The 19,401-nt window shown below is 45.6% G+C and carries 15 protein-coding genes; 3 read left to right on the top strand and 12 right to left on the bottom strand.

Features of this window, described 5'->3' with window-relative positions; all coding sequences use genetic code 11:
* Positions 1-41: 41 nt before the first annotated feature.
* The 12 genes from AC58QC_RS12575 to AC58QC_RS12520 all read right to left on the bottom strand — a co-directional run bounded on the left by AC58QC_RS12575 (position 42) and on the right by AC58QC_RS12520 (position 15,275).
* On the bottom strand, positions 42-551 hold the full coding sequence (locus AC58QC_RS12575; RefSeq protein ID WP_497415482.1) for a DUF402 domain-containing protein: 510 nt from the start codon (positions 549-551) through the stop codon (positions 42-44).
* Positions 552-563: 12 nt separating this feature from the next.
* Complete coding sequence (locus AC58QC_RS12570) at positions 564-1,091, bottom strand: hypothetical protein (protein ID WP_497415481.1); 528 nt, start codon at positions 1,089-1,091, stop codon at positions 564-566.
* A gap of 545 nt (positions 1,092-1,636) precedes the next feature.
* Positions 1,637-2,566, bottom strand: a complete 930-nt coding sequence (rbsK, locus tag AC58QC_RS12565; protein ID WP_497415480.1) for a ribokinase — start codon at positions 2,564-2,566, stop codon at positions 1,637-1,639.
* A gap of 10 nt (positions 2,567-2,576) precedes the next feature.
* Positions 2,577-4,715, bottom strand: a complete 2,139-nt coding sequence (locus AC58QC_RS12560) for an acetate--CoA ligase family protein (RefSeq protein WP_497415479.1) — start codon at positions 4,713-4,715, stop codon at positions 2,577-2,579.
* A gap of 7 nt (positions 4,716-4,722) precedes the next feature.
* The gene (locus tag AC58QC_RS12555; RefSeq protein ID WP_497415478.1) at positions 4,723-5,631 is read right to left on the bottom strand and encodes an HpcH/HpaI aldolase/citrate lyase family protein; all 909 of its coding nucleotides are present in this window, start codon (positions 5,629-5,631) and stop codon (positions 4,723-4,725) included.
* A 4-nt stretch (positions 5,632-5,635) separates the two neighbouring features.
* Positions 5,636-6,655, bottom strand: coding sequence for a LacI family DNA-binding transcriptional regulator (locus AC58QC_RS12550; protein WP_497415477.1), 1,020 nt, complete (start codon positions 6,653-6,655; stop codon positions 5,636-5,638).
* A 120-nt stretch (positions 6,656-6,775) separates the two neighbouring features.
* Positions 6,776-8,890: an ADP-ribosylglycohydrolase family protein gene (locus AC58QC_RS12545; protein ID WP_497415476.1), complete on the bottom strand. Its 2,115-nt coding sequence runs from the start codon at positions 8,888-8,890 to the stop codon at positions 6,776-6,778.
* A 10-nt stretch (positions 8,891-8,900) separates the two neighbouring features.
* Positions 8,901-10,058 carry an ADP-ribosylglycohydrolase family protein gene (locus AC58QC_RS12540; RefSeq protein ID WP_497415475.1) on the bottom strand — a complete coding sequence of 386 codons (1,158 nt, stop codon included), beginning with the start codon at positions 10,056-10,058 and terminating at the stop codon, positions 8,901-8,903.
* A 61-nt stretch (positions 10,059-10,119) separates the two neighbouring features.
* Positions 10,120-11,598, bottom strand: coding sequence for an extracellular solute-binding protein (locus tag AC58QC_RS12535; RefSeq protein ID WP_497415474.1), 1,479 nt, complete (start codon positions 11,596-11,598; stop codon positions 10,120-10,122).
* A 63-nt stretch (positions 11,599-11,661) separates the two neighbouring features.
* Complete coding sequence (locus AC58QC_RS12530) at positions 11,662-12,546, bottom strand: carbohydrate ABC transporter permease (protein WP_497415473.1); 885 nt, start codon at positions 12,544-12,546, stop codon at positions 11,662-11,664.
* A 12-nt stretch (positions 12,547-12,558) separates the two neighbouring features.
* On the bottom strand, positions 12,559-13,455 hold the full coding sequence (locus AC58QC_RS12525) for an ABC transporter permease (RefSeq protein WP_497415472.1): 897 nt from the start codon (positions 13,453-13,455) through the stop codon (positions 12,559-12,561).
* Positions 13,456-13,583: 128 nt separating this feature from the next.
* Entirely contained in the window at positions 13,584-15,275 is a 1,692-nt protein-coding gene (locus AC58QC_RS12520; RefSeq protein WP_497415471.1) for a dienelactone hydrolase family protein, read from the bottom strand.
* Positions 15,276-15,419: 144 nt separating this feature from the next.
* Between AC58QC_RS12520 and AC58QC_RS12515 the strand changes: the two genes are divergently transcribed.
* The 3 genes from AC58QC_RS12515 to AC58QC_RS12505 are packed head-to-tail and all read left to right on the top strand — an operon-like array spanning position 15,420 to position 19,366.
* On the top strand, positions 15,420-16,160 hold the full coding sequence (locus AC58QC_RS12515; RefSeq protein ID WP_497415470.1) for a formylglycine-generating enzyme family protein: 741 nt from the start codon (positions 15,420-15,422) through the stop codon (positions 16,158-16,160).
* Entirely contained in the window at positions 16,144-18,009 is a 1,866-nt protein-coding gene (locus tag AC58QC_RS12510) for a hypothetical protein (RefSeq protein ID WP_497415469.1), read from the top strand. The genes AC58QC_RS12515 and AC58QC_RS12510 overlap by 17 nt, the downstream gene beginning before the upstream one ends.
* Positions 17,990-19,366, top strand: coding sequence for a hypothetical protein (locus tag AC58QC_RS12505; RefSeq protein ID WP_497415468.1), 1,377 nt, complete (start codon positions 17,990-17,992; stop codon positions 19,364-19,366). Before AC58QC_RS12510 ends, AC58QC_RS12505 begins: the two co-directional genes overlap by 20 nt.
* Positions 19,367-19,401: the final 35 nt, after the last annotated feature.

The following is a 19,401-nucleotide window of genomic DNA, read 5'->3' as shown; positions in this document are numbered from 1 at the left end:
TCTTTTTTAATTATGAAATTCAATCTTGCACTCGCATGCCTTCATTGCCTAGGAATACAATCCATAAACATGTCGAGATATCCATCAAAAGGGAATTCCTTTTTGCTTACCTTTTCCTTTAAGGCCACTAACTCTTGCTCGGCTTGATGGATCAGTTCAACTGGATAGCCGAATTTGATCGCATTCGTCACGAATTCATCTTCATCAACAACCTGCCAGACACCGTTTCTCCGCACATAATCAAGATCTAAATCTACAAAAGAAACCGTATTTCCCTTCATCACTGCCGGCTGGTTGATATTACAATAGAATTGTTCGAATTTACCGTCCACGACATCTGCGCTAACCGTAAACCAAGAATCAAACGAGAAAAATTCAATGGTCCAATTTTCAACCGTGAATACGCTTTGCTTCGTATAGTGATGCAGCTGCCTTCCGTACTCTCCCAAGACAACGATATGTGAATCTGTCTTTTCTAATAAGGTTGTTTGCCATTCATAATGTAGTTGATTTCCATACTTTAAAGCTTGAATTGTGATCTGATTGTCCATTGTTTCGTCCTTTTACGTTTCGATAAGAGAGCTGATTTCTCCCGTTATTTCATCAGTGATCGGTTCATTCATCAATAAATGAAGTATATCATTATTTGCTCCAGCTTCCTTCAAATAAGCAAGCAATACGGCGGCCTTTTCCGTCCTGTTCATTAACGCATAGGCAACATACCAGACTTCAGGACTGCCAACCTGAATCCCGTTCCAAGTTGAACTCGGAATAGAGGGCAGCCTGCATAGGCCTTTACTTGTATAGATGGAGAGTCCCCCGATGATTTCCACTTGCGGGCCCTCGCTATGAACAACTAGCTTATAATTGGTTCCAAAGGGATAGTCCCCGCTTGTCTTCTCTTCAATTTGATCGTGCTGTAAAGCAATCAACACTTGTTCTTTCGGGGCTTCAACCATGACATCCCAGTCACCTACCGTGTTTGTTAAACCCAAGCTCAGCATTAAACCACTTCCGCCCAAAGAATAGCTAATGCCGGACTGCTCCAATTTTTCAGTTACCGCAACTAAATTTCTACGATCTGGATTCACGATTGGCTCTCCTTTTCCAGAAAACTTACCATTTGCTTTAACTTCTAGCAGCAACTCATCGGATTTTATACTTCTCAGAAGTTGAATCAGTTCCATTCTATCACATTTGAATTCGTGTAGGAGTTGTTCTTTCGATACACCCGAATTCGCATATTTATATGCCAGTTCGCTACTCACCAACTCCCCACTACTGCTACCTATCCACTACCTGCCCTCACAAAACCAGCCCCAAGTCTCTCCACAAATGAATGGATTTTCTACTGTTAAAAGTAGCGAATTGTTGGTGATTTAACGAATAGCTGGATTTCCTACAGTTAATTTTGTCCATTTTGAGCGATTGCTGCGATTCTCGCAGAATTAACTGCATGTTTTCCAGTTACTTTAACTTTTGAGCGAAAAATGCGAAAAATAACTGGAAATTTTCCAGTTATTCAATTTCTAGGCGTGGTTGAATCACGAACGGGCAGTCCCCGCAATCGAACAAAAAAAACCAGCAAACGCCATGTCTGCTGGTTCGGTTCAATGCATATCATTTTACTCGTAATCTACTCGTTAAAACTGCCCTCAAATTGATCCACTTCTTGCCGAGTCGGCAGCGAAGTCTGAGCTCCGAAGCTCGATACAGTCAGTGCGCCAACTTTCGCCGCAAACTCGATCGATTGCTCCAGGGTGTACCCTTCTCCATGCCATACCGCCAATGCGGCATTGAAGGAATCGCCGGCTGCCGTAGTATCCACCACGTTAACGCGATAAGCAGGGTAAGTGCCTGCTACTCCATTCAAGTGATAGGAAACCCCTTTTTCGCCTTGGGTAATGATCACATCGGTCTTCGTCAAGCTACGCAGCTCGTTCATGATTCCTGCATGATCTGCACCCGCAATCTGTCCAGAAGTCAGAATAGCTGCCTCTGTCTCATTAGGAGTTACCAAATTAACAAACGGCCAAATCTCATCCGGCAGCACCGCAGCTGGCGCAGGGTTCAAGATCACTTTCACGCCGTGGCTTTGGGCAAGTTGAACCGCGCGCATAACCGTCTCTTGGGGAATCTCAAGTTGAACGAGCAAGATATCCGCACCAACAAACACATCCTTGGCACGCTCTACATGCGCTGGCGTCACGCTGGCATTCGCACCTGGGACAACCGTAATCCGGTTTTCCCCATCCTGCACTTGAATGAGCGCCACACCTGTTGTTTGCTGAGGATCCACCAATACGTAAGATGTTCCAACGCCTTCATTCGTTAATTGCTCCAGCATCTGTTTCCCGAAAGGGTCGCCGCCTACGCAGCCAACCATTTCAACCTGTGCGCCTAGCCTCGCGGCAGCAACCGCTTGATTTGCACCTTTTCCACCGGGGATCATGACGAATTCCTGCCCAGTCACGGTCTCCCCTGCGACTGGAATATGCTCAGACTTCACGACAAGATCGATATTGATGCTGCCAACGACGACGATTTTCGCTGTCTTCTTCTGCATGTTACACCCCCTAGATTTCGCTATACACGGCTTGCACAGCATCTGATTTCAATGTAATGACACAGTCGAGCGCGTTAACACCTTCACCTTTCGGTAAAACAGCAAGCGGATTAATCTCTACACTCTCAATCGTATCCTGCTGATCATATACCCAGTAGGAGAAGGTTTCCAAGGTTTGGAGCAGAGCGTCCATATCGGTCTCCGGCATGTTGCGGAAGCCTTGTAGATACGTCAGAAGGCCCTTAATCTCGCCGAGCATTCGCTTTGCTTCCTCTTTGTCGAAAGGAGCCACACGCCAAGTAACTAGCTGGAACAGCTCGGTTAGCACGCCGCCAAGGCCGATCAGAACAACTGGACCGAAGATCGGGTCATTGGTCGACCCTAAGATCAGCTCCACTTTGTCTCCGACCATTTCCTCCAACAGCATCCCATCCACGTCCGCTGCATTTTGTTGAATACGACGCTCAAAGAATTCCTGCACCTGCTCCGGCTGCTTCAGGTTCAAAGCCACGCCGCCGCTATCACTTTTATGCGTAATCGTTCGTGACACTAGCTTTGCCACATAACGTTTGCCATCGAAAGGAATTGTGCTGAGGAACGAGGCAATATCGCCGTCAACCGGTAAGAAGTAATTCTCTGGAACGGAAATACCGACGGATTGAAGCACCTGCTTGCCTTCGATCTCCGTCAGTGTCAAAGAGCTTGTCTGCTTCGCAAATTCCTGCAATTGCGCCGCACCATCTGTTGTCTTACGATTGGCTGCAACTTCTACACTTAATTCAGCACCGCGGGAACGTTCATAAAACTCTACCAAACGCGTAAGCGTGGAAGCTAATTGCTTCGGATTAAAGAAGAGCGGGATTGGAAGCTTCTTAACAGCTTGCAATTCAGGGTCTTCCAGACTTCCTGTCCACAACCAGTACAAAGGCTTATTTGACGAACGATCCAGCGCGCCAAGACGTTCCGTTAGCGGAGCTTTACCATGCGTTGCGTATACAATTCCGTTCAATTCCGCCTCACCTTCAAGTGCGGCATGGATCTCAAGAATTTGTTCCGTTTGCATCGTGCCAGACAAATCGAGCGGATTATTGGCCGTCCCGAATCCAGTCAGCAGCGTATCAATGCGGGAAACGGTATCAGCCTGGAGTTGAGGTACACTAAGTCCTACAGCACCCATTTTGTCGCCAACGAACCCGCCGATACCGCCGGAATGCGATAATACCGCGAAACGACGCCCGGTAAGCGGTTTGCTGTATTCACTGCTTTTCACAAGCGCGATGAACTCTTCATAATCCTTAGCTGCCAGGATGCCTTTTTGACGGCAGAAAGCATCAAAGACTTGCTGATCTCCTGTCATCGAAGCGGTGTGACTAGCTGCTGCTTTTTGTCCAACAGCGGACTCGCCAATCTTCAGAGTAATAATCGGTTTACCCAGCTTAAGCGCTTTATCAGCCAGCTTGGCGAACGCTTTCCCATCTTTGATGCCTTCAATGAAAAGTCCGACAGCTTTCACATCCGGATCGTCCAGCATGAAATCTGCAAACTGTGTCATCGAGACACTTGCTTCATTGCCGGTCGAAACGATGTAACGGTAGCCAACACCGTAATCATTGGCGCGATTAAGCAAAGGACCGAATGCCGTAGCTCCGCTATGGGAAATAAGTCCGACAGATCCCCCGGCACGTTTGCTTTCCCCGATAGAGGAGGCAGAACTGGCCCACATGTTAGCCGTGCTGGAGCTGAGCCCCAAGCAGTTGGGACCACAGATTGGAATGCCTGTCCGTTCCGACCATGCGGTTAGCAAACGCTCGCGCTGTTCGCCAGCCTCTGTCCCTGACTCCCTAAATCCAGCACTGATGATTAATACGGAGCCAACTTGCTTAGCCTCACATTGCTCAAGCAATGTCTCGATCGCCTCTGCTTTCACAATAATGACAGCCAAATCGATATCAGCTTGTATGTCATCAAGTGAAGCGTAACAAGGTACGCCGAATATTTCACTGCTTTTTGGATTAACGGGAAATAATTGCCCCGCATAACCTTGCGTCAGCAAATTTTTCATTAATCTGCCGCCGTAATTCATTTTCTCGCTGGCACCGACGACGGCAATAGAAATCGGATTCAACATACGATGAAGAGCTTTATTCATTTGTCATTCACTCCTTGCCAACCAGAATCGTGTTGCGTTTCAGTAAGAATTGCGCCCGTAAATAAACGGGTGGATCAATCATTTTACCCATATAGGAACAGGACGATCTGCCCTGCTGTTGTGCTTCTTCATAGGCTTGTACAATTCCCATGGCCTTATCTAGCTCTTCCTGCCGCGGGGTATATACCTCGTTCAGAATGGCTACTTGGTCTGGATGAATGCATGAGCTGCCCATAAAACCTAGTTGCTTACTCTTCTCCGCTAAGCGTCGAAAATTATCTAAATTCCGAAAATCGGCAATCGAAGAGACGAAACCAAGCGGCATCACCTGATGAATTCGGGCTTGCAAAACAACCTGAGCATAATAAGGAAACAGCTCCTCACCTGTCGATGAGGCTTCAATCCCTAAATCAAGACAGAAGTCTTCATTGCCAAGTGTCACCGTGCTAATGCGATCACTAGCTGCAAGCAATTCACCTAATCGAGACAGTCCTAGGGCTGATTCAATTAAGATTGAGATTTCTGTATGTCCTTCCGACAAGCCGCGTTCCCGTTCCAAATCGGTCAGCTTCGCTTCCACGTCATGAATGATATCGATATCTTCAACTTTAGGAATGGTTACACTGTGCAGCCGCGGGGCTACACAACAAGTTAAATCCTTCTCACACATCTCCCATGCATTGTTCAATCGCACATTGATTTGTGTAGAAGTCAAAGGCATCGTGTTCAGTGCTTCACGCACCATCTGACGGCCGATGTCTTTCTGATCGACAGGAACACTATCTTCCAAATCAAGCTGTACCGTATCTGCACCGCGCGTTACCGCTTTCTGAATAAACCGTTCCACATTGCCAGGGACAATGAGGGTAGAACGTCTTACTTTTTCAACGCGATTTCGTACAAATTTCGTTTCCATAGGCTTAACTGCTCCTTCTGACCACGAGCTCTGGCGTCTCGATCATTTCATGTTTGTGACGCAGTATCGGATGTTCGATCATAGACAATACCATCTCCGCTGTCTTCATTCCGATTTCCTTCTTAGGCACTCGGACCGTTGTCAGCTTAGGGGTACATAACTTAGCCATACGAATATCATCGTAACCTACGATCGCAACATCCTCTGGTATCCGAATGCCGCTATTTTGCAGCCTTTCCATGATATTAATAGCTGTATAATCCGTTGATACGAATATGGCTGTTACTTGATGTGCCCGAACCCAGTCACTGATCGGATTGTCAGCGGAGAACATCTCCGAGCTGATCGAAAGCTGCGGATCCACTGACAGGCCGGCTTCTTTATGTGCTAATTCATACCCTTTTTTCTTATTGATGGAGTCATTCGTATTTTTCACATATCGATTCGTATAAAAGGCAATCCGTTTATGACCTTTTTCAAGCAAATGCTCCGTAGCTAACCGTCCCCCAAGTACATCGTCACAGAGTACACGGTTATAATCGGTATTACCATCTATGGGATAACGCGTATAGAATACAAAAGGAACCTTCTCTTGCTGAAGCTTACGATACATACGCTCTTTACTATCAACATTGGGAGAAGGATGAATGATCAGCCCCGCACTATTCAGCTGTAAAAACTCCTCAATAATGCTGTCTTCCGCTTCACCTTCATTGTTCGTGAGACCTACTAAAATTTTGTAGCCACGCTCTTTGGCATAATTTTCTATACCCAAAAACACCTCATGACTAAAGTCATCATGAAATGACGGAATAACCATGCCAATCAGCTTCATATGCTGACGAGCCAAGCCTTGAGCAATAACATTGGGACGGTAATCAAGCTCATCCGCTATCCGTTTCACTTTTTCCCGCAGCTCTTGACTGACTCTTCCTGTATTATTCAGCACCATAGAAACCGTCGCTTTGGTAACCCCCGCTAGCTCGGCAATTTCTTTTAATGTAGGCTTCTTCTCTCGAACCATGTTCTCATCCCATCCCCAATTCGCAATCGAGTTTCTGTATCATGCATCAATTGGCTGACAGCATAAGGGAAACCGCTGAAATGAGCCTCTAACAGCTACCATCCCAGCGGTGTCATCTTACTAAATCTCCGTTAATCTCATGTTGCTATAAGATGTCCTTGCCGCAGCAATTGTACTAACACCAAACATACCATACTCAAACGTGTTATCGGTATGCTTTAAAATTTCTTCTTCATTAATATATAGTGTAATTGTACTTCCCTGTACAGTCACTTTGAAAACATAATCTTGATCATGCTGCCAAGGATAAGATACGCCTGTTAACTTTTTGTACCCAAAATCATTGATATATAATGAAACTTCATTCTCACCGTCGAATCCAACGTGATAACCGCGCATTGCGCCTTGAACACGAACAGCTGCCAAATGGGAAGTACCATAATGAGGCTTCACATGTACCGTATAGGTATAATCCTTGGCGAAGTACGCGCCTGTGTAAGCTTCAGCTGTTTCCGCAGTCATGAGGTACATCGCGCCATTTTCAATGCTCCATGCTCCCAAGTTGTGAGCAAACGGTGTGATACAGCCAAAATTGATCGCCTGCTTAGTAAAGTCAATCGTATAATCAGCTTTGCCATTAATTCTAAACTGGTCAATGAAAATACGGCCTAAGCTTTTCGGTTTACGTGTCGAATAGGCTTCCAATACGATCCCTACTTCGTCGATCAATTCACCTTCGGAGTCCGGAATCTGGAATTCGAGATGAAGCCAATCATTATTAACAAGCTTTACATAACCCTGCACTAATTCTTTCTTACTGTTGGCCAATCGCACGTAGGGAGCAACACCCATCAATTCATTCCCGCCCCATTGGTCGAGATAAATTTCCATGGATACCGTTTGACCTGAGAAAGCTTTCGGCGAGAACACAGGTGAATATCTTTCATCACTGAAATCATCACGTGTGTAGAAAGGCTTGTAGAAAATTTTGGATAGCTCGCCACGCGTCATACGGTCAAATACCACTTCAAGAGAGCCAGTACCTTTAAACGCTTGTTCAGTAGAATGCTTAGTCATACAGAAGAATGGATCCGACACTCGGAAGTTATGCGTTGAACCTGGCAGCTCGAAATCAAAATAGATTTCATCTTCAACGAAGCTATCCTTCAACTCCTGCGGACAAGACTCACCAGCGAGTCTATACCCAAGAATCGCAAGCTCCTTCGCGTACGTTGGAATATCCAAGATGTTTAAGTAACCGGAAATTCCCGACATAACGATGGAATCATTGATCGGCTTACGATATTTATCAGCAATGCCTGAGATACCACAAGCAACCCCTAAAACCGTACCCACGTTACCTGCATTACAGTCCGTATCCCAGCCACACATTGTAGCGATTTCAACCGTTCGATTAAAGTCACCTTGACCATAAATCATTGCCAAAATACATACGCCCGCATTCGGAATCATGTGACATACGCCTCTGTATTTATCGTAGCCCCAATCCCGCTCCAGCATATCGCGACAAGCTCTGAAATCGTCAGGCTGCTCATCGTGGAATTTCAATACGGCTCTTGCGACTTTGGTATACGTAGACTCTGCAGGAATTTGGGCAAGACCTGCTTCGATAATCTCATTAATGTTATTAGTTTCAAAAGCGGCAGCAATCGCCGCGCAGAAAAATCTAGCTCCGTATACGCCTTCGCCATCATGGGATACCCGTGCAGCAGCTTCGCCGAAATCAGCAGCTTTCTTCGGGTTGCCTGGGTTAACCAAGCCCCACGTATCGATAAAGATTTGACCGCCAATTTGTTCAGCCATCAATTGACCATTTTGCTCGATCGAACCAGACTGAGGAGCCGGAACTCCTTTTTTCAAATTGATGTAAGCCGTGTGCTCCGTGCTAATCCCGTAACCGCCCCACCAGAACATACCGACGCCCTCACGCGTATAGTTAAGCCAAGCCCGAGCTACATCATTCGGTGTAATATCGCGATCTTTTGCATCATCATAGAGTGCTCTCAAAAAATAAAAGGGACCATTCGCATCATCGTCTGCTGCGAAATTTTTGTAATCCTTCACATAGTTCGTGATTTCACCATACGTGTTTTTAATTCTTTCATAGGTCCAAATCGTTGGCTCAACTGGCGCACCAAGCCTGATTCCAATGTTCATGCCCAAGTAGCCGGCATACAATTTCTCCAAATAATTTGATGGTATCAAACCAAACACCCGCCTTTATTTATTTAAACCGAAGTTGATCTTGTCTTCGCATGTTTATTTCTAAATCTTGTGTAATAATCGCTGTTGCTGCATCGACAAATCGATCACAATTCTGCTCGATATCTTGCTTATTCGCGGATTCCAGCACGGCAATCTCTGAAGCAGGAATGGCAGCCATCCCCTGCATACCACCGAGAATAGCACCAATCATGACACCAATAGAATCTGTATCACGGCCTGAGCTAACGCCATCCTTAACGGCTTCTAGCAAATTACCATCATGTAAAACGATATAAGCTAATGCTAGTGGAAGCTCCTCAATTGCAAACAACCGACTAGGCGTATAGTGATTGGATGGAATACCTACTTTATCAATGCTTCGCGTCACATCGTCTCCCATAGGAGAATAATGAGCAATAACTGCATGAAAACGAGCTACGACTGCATCGCGATCTTCTTTCACGTGTTTGAGCTCAGTTGCCGCTTCACAAATGTCTTGAATCGCCCGTTTGGTACCATCTTTGGCATATCGTAAGGCTGTTTCTACGATATCTTGCACCGTAGCGCCTGGTACGAAGGCTTGAGCCACACAAGCAGCCATCACGCCAGCCGCTTCTAAGCCATAGCTGACCTGATGCCCAGAAGCAAATAGAATTGCTTCATCGTATGCTGCCTTCGGATTACATGCATTTACAATCCCGATCGGAGCAATATACATCGCCGCGCCACAGTTAACCATATTGCCATAGCCGCCTTCGCGAGGCTCGCAATTCGCTAGCACATGGCGATTGAAAATGTGCTTTTCCGGGTAGAAGAGCCTATCCATAATTAAAGCCTCTTTACCAAACTCAGGAATATATCTAGGTCGGAAGGCAATTTCCTTCACGAACTCATTGGCAAGATCATAAGCGTCCAGATGACGCTGTTCCGTGCAATAAACATTCATCAGAGCAAGCGTCATTAATGTATCGTCGGTGACGATACCTTCGCCTCTCATTCGTCCAAGCCTTGCAGCTTCCGGCCAGTCGGCTTTCCACCACTTTGTCATCGTTGTATCTACTCGGCCGTACCTGCTTTTAATCTCGCCATACGTTAACTTCTCAACAACAGCGCCCATAGCATCGCCATAAGCCGTTCCGAACACTACACCTTTGACTCTCTCAGCAAATGTAATCATTTCTCTCCACTCCCTCTACAGGGAGTGTGAGGCATCCCTGCCCCACACTTTGCAGTTCTATTTATTTGATCGTTTTATTCGCGTATTCTGTAACGTCTTTACCGCCAGCAGCATTCCATTGCTCTACAAATTTATCGAAATCTGCCACTGTTTTCTTACCTGTCACAACATCAGCAGCAAATCCTTTGTAGACTGCAAGGGCTGCATCCCATTTCGCTGCCAAATCAGCAGGCATAATAAACGCATTGTCTTTGGTTGACATGGAAGTGAACATTTCCAAAGATTTCACTGCCGGTGCGGATAGGTAAGGCGTTGCTGGGTCAAATGCTTTATCTGGTTTGAAATTAAGCGTGGACTCCACGAAATGCGGGAACCAAGAAGCAAATTTATCTGTTAATTTAATTTTATTATCAACGATGGTATACTCTTGACCTTCAATACCAAGCTTGTCCAGCATTTGTCCTTTTGGACTAGCCATATACTCGAGGACAGCGAAAGCTGCGTCTTTATTCTTGGAACCGGCAGAAATCGCAAATCCACGGCTTTCTTTACTGATATCAACCGGCGTATAGCCTTGTGCTTTCCCTTTTGCAGGTGGAAGCGGAGTTAGCTTCGCAGCTGCGCCATTTTGTCCCGTCATCTTTGTGTTATAGATATCAATAACTTTACCTTGTGTACCAGCAACAACCGCTGCTTGGCCTTCATAGAAAGCTTTTTCTTTCGTATCAAACTTCTTCGTCAAATACTCCGGATCGAGCAAACCATCCTTGTAAAGTTTCGCGTAAAAGGCCAATTTTTCTTTCTCAGCTGCGCTTGTTCTGCTGTATACATACTTGCCATCTGCACCTTTAAGCCATGTGGATGTCAAGCCGAATGATTGAGCAAACATCACATCCAGCTCATCTAAGTTGCCAGCTGTTGTATAAGCGTATTTCGCGCCGTTCTTTTCTTTCAATTCTTTGAAGAACGTGTAGTAATTATCTGCAGTAGGATTAGCTAAAACTTCTTTGCCTGACGTTGTTTTATCCATCCAATCTTGGCGGACAACTGGAACGGCACTGTTGATCGGTGATAGCCATAGCAGGTAAGGGTAATTCTTCATTCTTTCTTTGTTGTAATCACTCATGGAAGCTTTCACATGCGTTGATTTCTCAATGTAAGGCGTCAAATCTGTTAAGATTTTTTGTGTAATTGCAAATTGATAGTCTCCACCTTGGAAGTACATTAAGTCAGGAATATTCCCGCCTTGCAGTAAAAGGCCTAACTTTTCGGAGTACGTTCCACTTTGCACAGGTACGATTTGCAGCTTAATGTTTTTGCCTTCTGCTTTCATACCTTCTTCAATACCTTTAACTAGCTTCTGAACGTTAGGATCATCTGCCGCGAAATCTTTCGCCACAATGTTAAGTGTTACTGGACCTTGTGTCGCTGCATTGGTTGCTGCAGGCGATGTTGTTTCAGTTGTCTTGTTCCCCCCGGAACTGCAAGCTGTGGTGAGCACCATTAATGCTGCAACCGACGTAAGTAGCACTTTTTTCATCGTATTTCCTCCTAAAAGTTTTTTGCCAGAAAAATTGGCATCGTAAACATAAGCTTAAAGCATCTATTCTTTAACGCCGCCTTCCATTACACCCTTAGCAAAATGCTTGAGAATAATGGGATATAGCACAAGAATCGGGATCATCGCGATAACAATGGTAGCTGCCTTTAAAGCTGAGAAATCAAGCTGAGCAATGTTGTTATTTTTCAATAGATTGGCTGAACCCACCAATGCGGAGGTATCACCTTCTACGATGAACTGTCTAAGCAATACTTGTAGCACTGTATTTTCACGACTGGAAAGGAAAATGCTTGATTTAAAAAACTCATTCCATCTGGCTACAATATAGAACATGCTAATAGTAAGCACGGGTACTTTGGAAAGCGGTAAAACGATCTGGGTAAAGACTCGCATATGCCCGGCCCCATCAATCTTAGCGGCTTCCAGTAAGGATTCGGGAATCTCCTCAATAAATCGCATCATAATGATGAGATAGAACACATTAATCGTCCGGTAGATCACCATGGCCCAGAGACTATCAAGTAAATGAAGGTCCTTGATCACCATATATTCCTGCACGATCCCAGGCTCGAAAATCATAATGATGATTAGGAAAATCATCAGCGGTGTCTTACCAACCAAATTTTTGCGTGTCAACACATAGGCTGTAATCGTCGTAAAGAAAACACTAAAGCATGTTCCTACGATGGTGATAAACAAGGAATTCATAAGCGCCCTGCCTATCAGTTCATTACTGAATACAACCTGAAAGTGTATGAGTGAAAAGCCCTTTGGCCAAATATCATAGCCGTGGATGAAGCGAACTTTATCAGGGCTGGAGAACGCTTTGGCAAATATGTTCATAATCGGTACAAACATCGTCAATGTAAGGACGGATAATATGGCCCCGATCAACAACTTGGGTACGGTAATTTTTCTACCTACCATGAAACTGCCTCCTTACCATGCACCTTTTGAGGTGAGTTTTTTGGAAATGAAATGTGTAGATAGGACGAGCACTACACCAATTGCGCTTTTGAACAAATTCGCCGCTGTGGCAAATGAGTATTGACCATTAATCAAACCAACCCGATACACGTAGGTATCAATAATATCGATCTGACTATTCACAGAATCGTTCGTGAAGTTTAACACCTGATCAAGCCCAGCATTCATAATAAAACCAACGTTTAGAATGAAGATCGTTACCATCGGCACATACAGATGAGGAAGCACGACGCGGGTGATGATATGCCAACGACTCGCTCCATCGACATACGCTGCTTCATAGAGACTTTGATTAATACCAAGAATTGCGGCAAGGAAGATGATGGAGTCCCAACCAATGTTACGCCAAGCTTCACTTGCGACCAGCACCCAGCGAATGGAATCTTTATCTGTTAGAAAGTCTTGCGCTGGGAAGCCGAAGAACTGAATTAACCCATTCACAGCACCCGTTGACTTGGAAAGGAACTCGAACCAGATCCCCGCGATAACGACCCATGATAGGAAGTGAGGCAGGTAGGAAATGACTTGAACTGTTTTGCGGAATTTGCCATTCATGAACTCATTCAGCATTAAAGCGAAAATGATCGGAATCGGAAAAATCAGAAACATTTTCATCGCACTGATGATTAATGTATTTTGAATAACTTGAGCAAAGATCGGTGTGCTGAATAATTCTCGGAAATATTTGAATCCTACGAAAACGTTATCCCCCATAATCCGAAAATCATAGAAGGCTAGTTTCATCTCAATAATGGGCCATACATGAAAGATAATAAAATAGACCAAGCCAGGGAGAAGCATTAAATAAAGTGTTTTGTCTGTCCATATTTGTTTCAATTTGGAACTCATGCTATCGGATTCAACCCCTTTCTAACCTAACAATGATTAACCGATTAAGCAATTTGATTAACCGATTAAGCAATCTTGCAAACTAAGAATATCCTAATATGAAAACGGTGTCAATCTACGATTTTTTCCTAAGTGAATAAAATTTTTCCAACTGCGGAATTGCCGAATGGACCAATCTCCGATAACCCTTGGAAGGAAATGACTATCCTATGCGCTTTATCCCAGTAGGGAAGCTCCATGTCTTCCTCGCTGCGAAAGGCGTTACGATTCAAGCAGCACTCCGTCCACCCTGGATTCACGGTTAGCACATGGGTCCAGCTTTGCTGCCCGGCTTGATCAGGACGATATAACAAGGTGACTGCCCAATGCCCAGGGAGCTCGTTATACAGCTGGATTTGCAGCTTGTTCGCATCACATAAGCCGGCCATTATGGGATCCACAAGCTTATTCGTTGCTAGCTGAAAAGGGATATCCGGCTCATCCATACCTAAGGCCTTGCCTCCCTGCGGATGTTCAAGAAAGGTATATTGAAATTCAGCATCATAGGGCTCTGTTCGCATAAATGGGCAACTCCACCCATCAAGCCCCTTCGAGAAATCGGCCAATACGAGGCTAGACTTCTCTATCGTAAGGTTCACACCGAGATAAGCCGGTGAGAAGCGAACTGGGAAGGAGCTCGTTTTGACGCCATCGGCGTATACGGCATCTATGTACAAGTAGCCGCTTATTTGTGGATCCACGACGGGAATCTTAATGCTAGCTTCTGCAGAAGCATCCATCTCCACGACATGCCAGTATCTCCCCGGCGGAAGCACTTCGCTGAAGTCCCACCAAGACCAACAGAAACGGAGCTTCTCTGGGAGCATGGTTGACGCATCCAAAATGGCATTCGCAAGTAAGCTGTCATAACCTTCCATGGTAGACAGGCTGAAGGTAACGCGCGGCGTTTGCCGCCATTGTCCTTCCCCTTTTACATGCACATCCATCCAGTGATCCAGTGTTTTCCCAGCCCATTGATCCAGCTGATGATTCTGATTCGCCGCGAAAAATAAGCCTCGATTTTCTTGCGGAATTTGGACCGTTGCCTCACAAACGGCATCCATCCATCCCCAATAATCATTGGTCGCTGACATTGCCAGAACAGGCGCATGCTGACGCGACGCTAGTGTCACCCCATCCAAGAAGCGGTTCCATTCGAAGGTATCCTCTAGGCTATGTGCCTTTCGGATATTACGATTCAGCCTTCCAGGAGCTAAATGCTTACCACAGCCGTAAATAGGAACGGCTGCCTTCAGTCGATTGTCCCATGCATTCAGCAGCCAAGTAATGCTGCCGCCTCTGGATATACCAAATACGCCAATCCGATTGGGGTCAACCTCTTCACGCAAGCTTAACCAAGTAACCATTTTCTTAGCATGAATGACTCTCGTTAGCATGACCGATTGCAAAGGGTCATATTCATCTTCCATATCAGAAAGTGGCATGTTTGCCAAATCACTATATCGGTCCGCTCCACTGATTTCTTCCTTCCAATCGTAGCTTAGAGCAACATATCCTTGACTCACCAAATGCCTGACATGGTCAAGATTAAGCGTCTGATTACCCCCGCCGTGAATGTGCATAACGGATGGATATGCATGCGCACCCTTTGGGAAGCCTAACCATAAATATGTACTCACCCATTCACCAGGCAGCAGTTCCGTTTCCATGTACATCGCCCAATACTCTGCATGCTCTTCGATCACACGCTCTACAATGGTCTCTTTGAATGTGCCCATCTGACCGGCAGCATCCATCCAATCTTGAAAGGTACTCTTCATAAAAATCAGTCCTCAAAATTATTTCCTTGTGGTTAACCGTTTAATCAAATATGATTGTGATTGTAAATGGTCTTAGATAGTATTGTCAACTTCTTGATCTATCCATGGCTCATTATAACTTGTCCTAAAGGAGCGACGATTACCATGACTTCCACTCCAATTGCTTCTGCTTCAAAATACAATGAACACGTATTCATTCCAGGTACATCCTACATTTATCGTGTGCAGCACCGCATCATGGAAGGGGATTGCCAATGCGATCATGGCCCTCGATTCGTTACCGTACCTGATTTCTATATAGATCGTTTCCCTGTTACCAATCTTCAATTTCAACAGTTTCTCAATGAAAGCGGTTATTGGCCAGACGACGACACTAACTTCCTCAAACATTGGCATGGGAAGCAACCTCCTATCGGCAAGGAACATCACCCTGTCATCTGGGTCAGCCAGCGGGATGCTGAGGCCTACGCTTCCCACTGTGGCAGCAGACTTCCAAGCGAGATCGAGTGGCAGCTCGCGGCGGGTGGAGATCACAAATTAAAATGGCCGTGGGGCACGGCTTTTCAAGCTGATCGCTGCCATGACGCGGGACAGGATACGCAGCCTGTTGATGCTTATCCGGATGGCGTCAGCCCGTATGGCTGCTTCGACATGAGCGGCAATACGTGGGAATGGGTGGCCGATGTCGTGGATGACGAGCAGCATAAATTTACCTTCCTGCGCGGCGGTTCCTATTACAAAGCTCAGCATACTTGGCACGCCGAGGGTGGACCCCATCCAACCGATTTCCATCTGAAATTTCAATTGTTGAATGAAGGCTTGAATCGTTGTGAAACCGTCGGATTCCGCTGCGTGAAGGAGGCTCACCATGATACGAACAGATAATCAAACCGGATGCATCACCATTGAAAACGAAAAAATGGGCTTCACCCTTCAGCTCACCGATCACCTAAGCTTGCATTCCGTGAGGCATCATGCGATACCTGTCCGCGAAGATTTGTCAGCTGAACAGCGGGAATTATTCGTCATGGAGGTAGAGGGTGGTCATTCCCTTCCGGCAAGCCATTGGAAGATTGACAAGGTCGATACCGTCACCGATCTTACGGAAGAGATGATATCCGTTCAACTTAGCGTTGAACTCGATCAGAATCGACTGTTCGCGAAAGTAATTCTCCTGCATCATCTTGGGGAGCAGTCGATCCGTTTCCTGATCCAATTGGCCTCGGAATGGGATGAATGGGGGCCGCGCGAAATCTATATGCGCATGCCTTATCTTGCCCAGCTTCAGCTCGTAGAGGGAGAAGATAATCATTACTTCTTCCCATCGAACCCTCAGTCCAAGAGAGATGGCAGCAGCATTGTTCAAATGCATGTTGAATTCACGATGCCCCTAGGCATCTTTCATCCCAATCTGCAGCAGGGGTTCAGTTTAGCCTTTCCGAATTTGAACGAAAATTGGTTCATCTGGGTCCAAAATCGCAATATGGACATGAAGCCTTGGACTACGTTAAACGAATTGCAGCAGCATCGGTTTCTGCTTCGTCCCGATCAGGTGTTAGCTGATGTGATGGAAATCAAATTTACAGCTATTGATCACGGCTGGACTGAATTTTTCAGTGAATGGCGCAAAGATGCTCGCGAACCGATTAATTTCGAGGAATATAAGCGTCCTGAGCTTCACTGGTACAGAGACACTTTCATACAGCATTTCACTTACTTGTATAGCAAAGAAATTTACAATTTCGAGACGAATGAGATTGAGGTCGATCGCTTTCTAGCGGAAGGTGAGTCATTCGGCGGCTACGATTCCGTACTTCTCTGGCACCAATATCCGCGTCTCGGTGTAGATCGGAGAAACCAGTGGCAATTTTTCGAGGATTTTCCGGGCGGCATGCTAGGACTTAAGCAGCTTGTTGAGAAATTCCATGCGAAGGACGTCAAAGTATTTCTCCCGTTCAAGCCGTGGGATATTGGATTTGACGAATCCCCTAAACAGTCTACCTTCAGCATTGTTGAAGTGGTTCGGGAAACCGATATCGACGGTGTTTTCCTCGATACGATGGATAGCGTGCCTGACGGCTTTCGCGAAGCGATCAACCAAGTTAAGCCGAGCTTTGTCTTCTGCTCCGAAGTCCGTCCGAAGAAAAGGAATCAAATCAAGCTGATCACCGGTTCCTGGAATCAATTCAAAAACCGCGAATCCATGCCAGAGGTGGATGCTTTCCGGTACGTCATGACGGAGCATTTCTCTCCCATCATCTCTCGTTGGCACGTTGGTGTTCGCAAGGATTTGCTGATTAAACGAGCTATTTTCAACGGGACAGGGATTCTGATCTGGCAAGATGTATTCGGCAGCTGGTTACCTTATCACGCTGAGCACAAAGCACAAATTAAGAAATGGAAACAGGTATGGAAGGCGAATAAAGCCAACTACCAAAGCAGCAAGCCGCTGCCGCTGTATCCAACACTGAAAGCTGGCCTATACTGCAACATGTTTCCTAGCGATGATGAATCCAGTGTGATTTACACACTTTATAACGATACGGATGAAACAATTGCTGGGGAATTGTTTGTGCACAGCTACCCGGAATTGAAGAGTGTCTCGGAGTTATGGCATGAGCGGCCTGTTTATCTCGAAGAGGTATCGGGAAAAATCTCTGGGGAAGTGAATCCTAAGGAGCTCGTGATTATTAAACTCGGGAGGGAACATTCACATGGAACGCGTACAAATTAATAATTTGGGTATGCTGCCATTAGCTGGTATATGTGATTATGAGAAGGCGTGCACAATCGGATATGACGTTGATCATAATGTAAACTTACTTAAAAGATATGTTTACGCAGAAAGTCAATTGACTCAAATTTACGCCGCTCATATCGCTCATGTTCCGGAGTGGGAAGTGAAATGTGCTTCCGGGTTGCATATTTGGCTGGATGCCGAACATAGCAGCATGCTGCGGAAGAGAATCATTGAAATGCGGGAACCTCCATTGCATCTTGATACTGTACCTGATGAAAGGATTGAAGCTTTCTTTGGCGAACTCCTTCGTTCAGAGACGACTCTTGAACTTATGGTAGGGATTTATTCTGTTGCCAAGCCTGAACTTATTCGCTCCCTTCGAAAACACTTGGCGGAAACCAATCCTCTGGTGGATCATCCTACTTGTCGTGTTCTCAAATTCATCCTCATGGAAGAAGAAGAAATGCTCGTCTGGGGTGAACAAGCGATTCAGGCATTGATGTTAACAGAAGAAGATCGAATTTCCGCTCAAAAATGGCAGCAACATCTAACATATTTCTTATGCGCTGCCGGCGGTATTGCTGGTGATTTAGAGAAGCCCCATGATTGGGCTCCTCCCCTACCTAGAACCGTTGCAGATCAGCCTTACGAAATGAGAGTCGAACCACGTCGGGATGCTCGATTCGTGGATACCGACAATATGAGCGCTAAGTTGGATAAATATTATTTAGACGAAAATCGACCAGCCGACGAGAGAACCTACGCACTTCTTTACAAAAGATTGAAGGAAATGGATGTACCTGAGTGGATGGGGCCGATCATTTATAAAACCAAAGGAAAACCTTGGGAATACTATCAGGACATGAGCAGGCAGCTCTGGGATGAAACACGTCATTCCATGCTAGGCGAAGCAGCACTCTATCAAGACGGGATGCCTTTCTATAAATATCCTGTTTCCTTCAAAACAAGCCTGCTGCTCAACACGGTATTCGAGCCTTTGGAAGCCCATATTATCCTCTGGTATATCGAACAAGGACTCATGCCCAAGGATACAGGAAAGCGATTAGAATGGTTCATTGCCAAGGAATCGGACAACGAGCTCGCTAAAATGTTCCAAGACTACGATTGGGCTGATGAGGTGCTGCATGCACAAATCGGCAGGAAATGGCTTGTTCCAGAAATGGGAAGTTTGGATGCCTTACGAAAAAAAGGCAAAGAAATCATGGATAAGCTCAGCGAGGAATTCCCTAAGCTGGATTCAAACTCCGATCATAAACAATGGTGGCCTGTATTCCTTGAGGAAATTCGCGCAGGTCGCGATCGGAATCGCAATAATTCTACGTCTGAATAAAGTAATGGCGTGTAAACTGAGGCCAGTTTGCACGC

This window comes from Paenibacillus sp. J22P51, from assembly GCF_059692215.1.
Note: the sequence above shows the minus strand (reverse complement) of the source record. Positions and strands in the feature narration are given on the sequence as shown.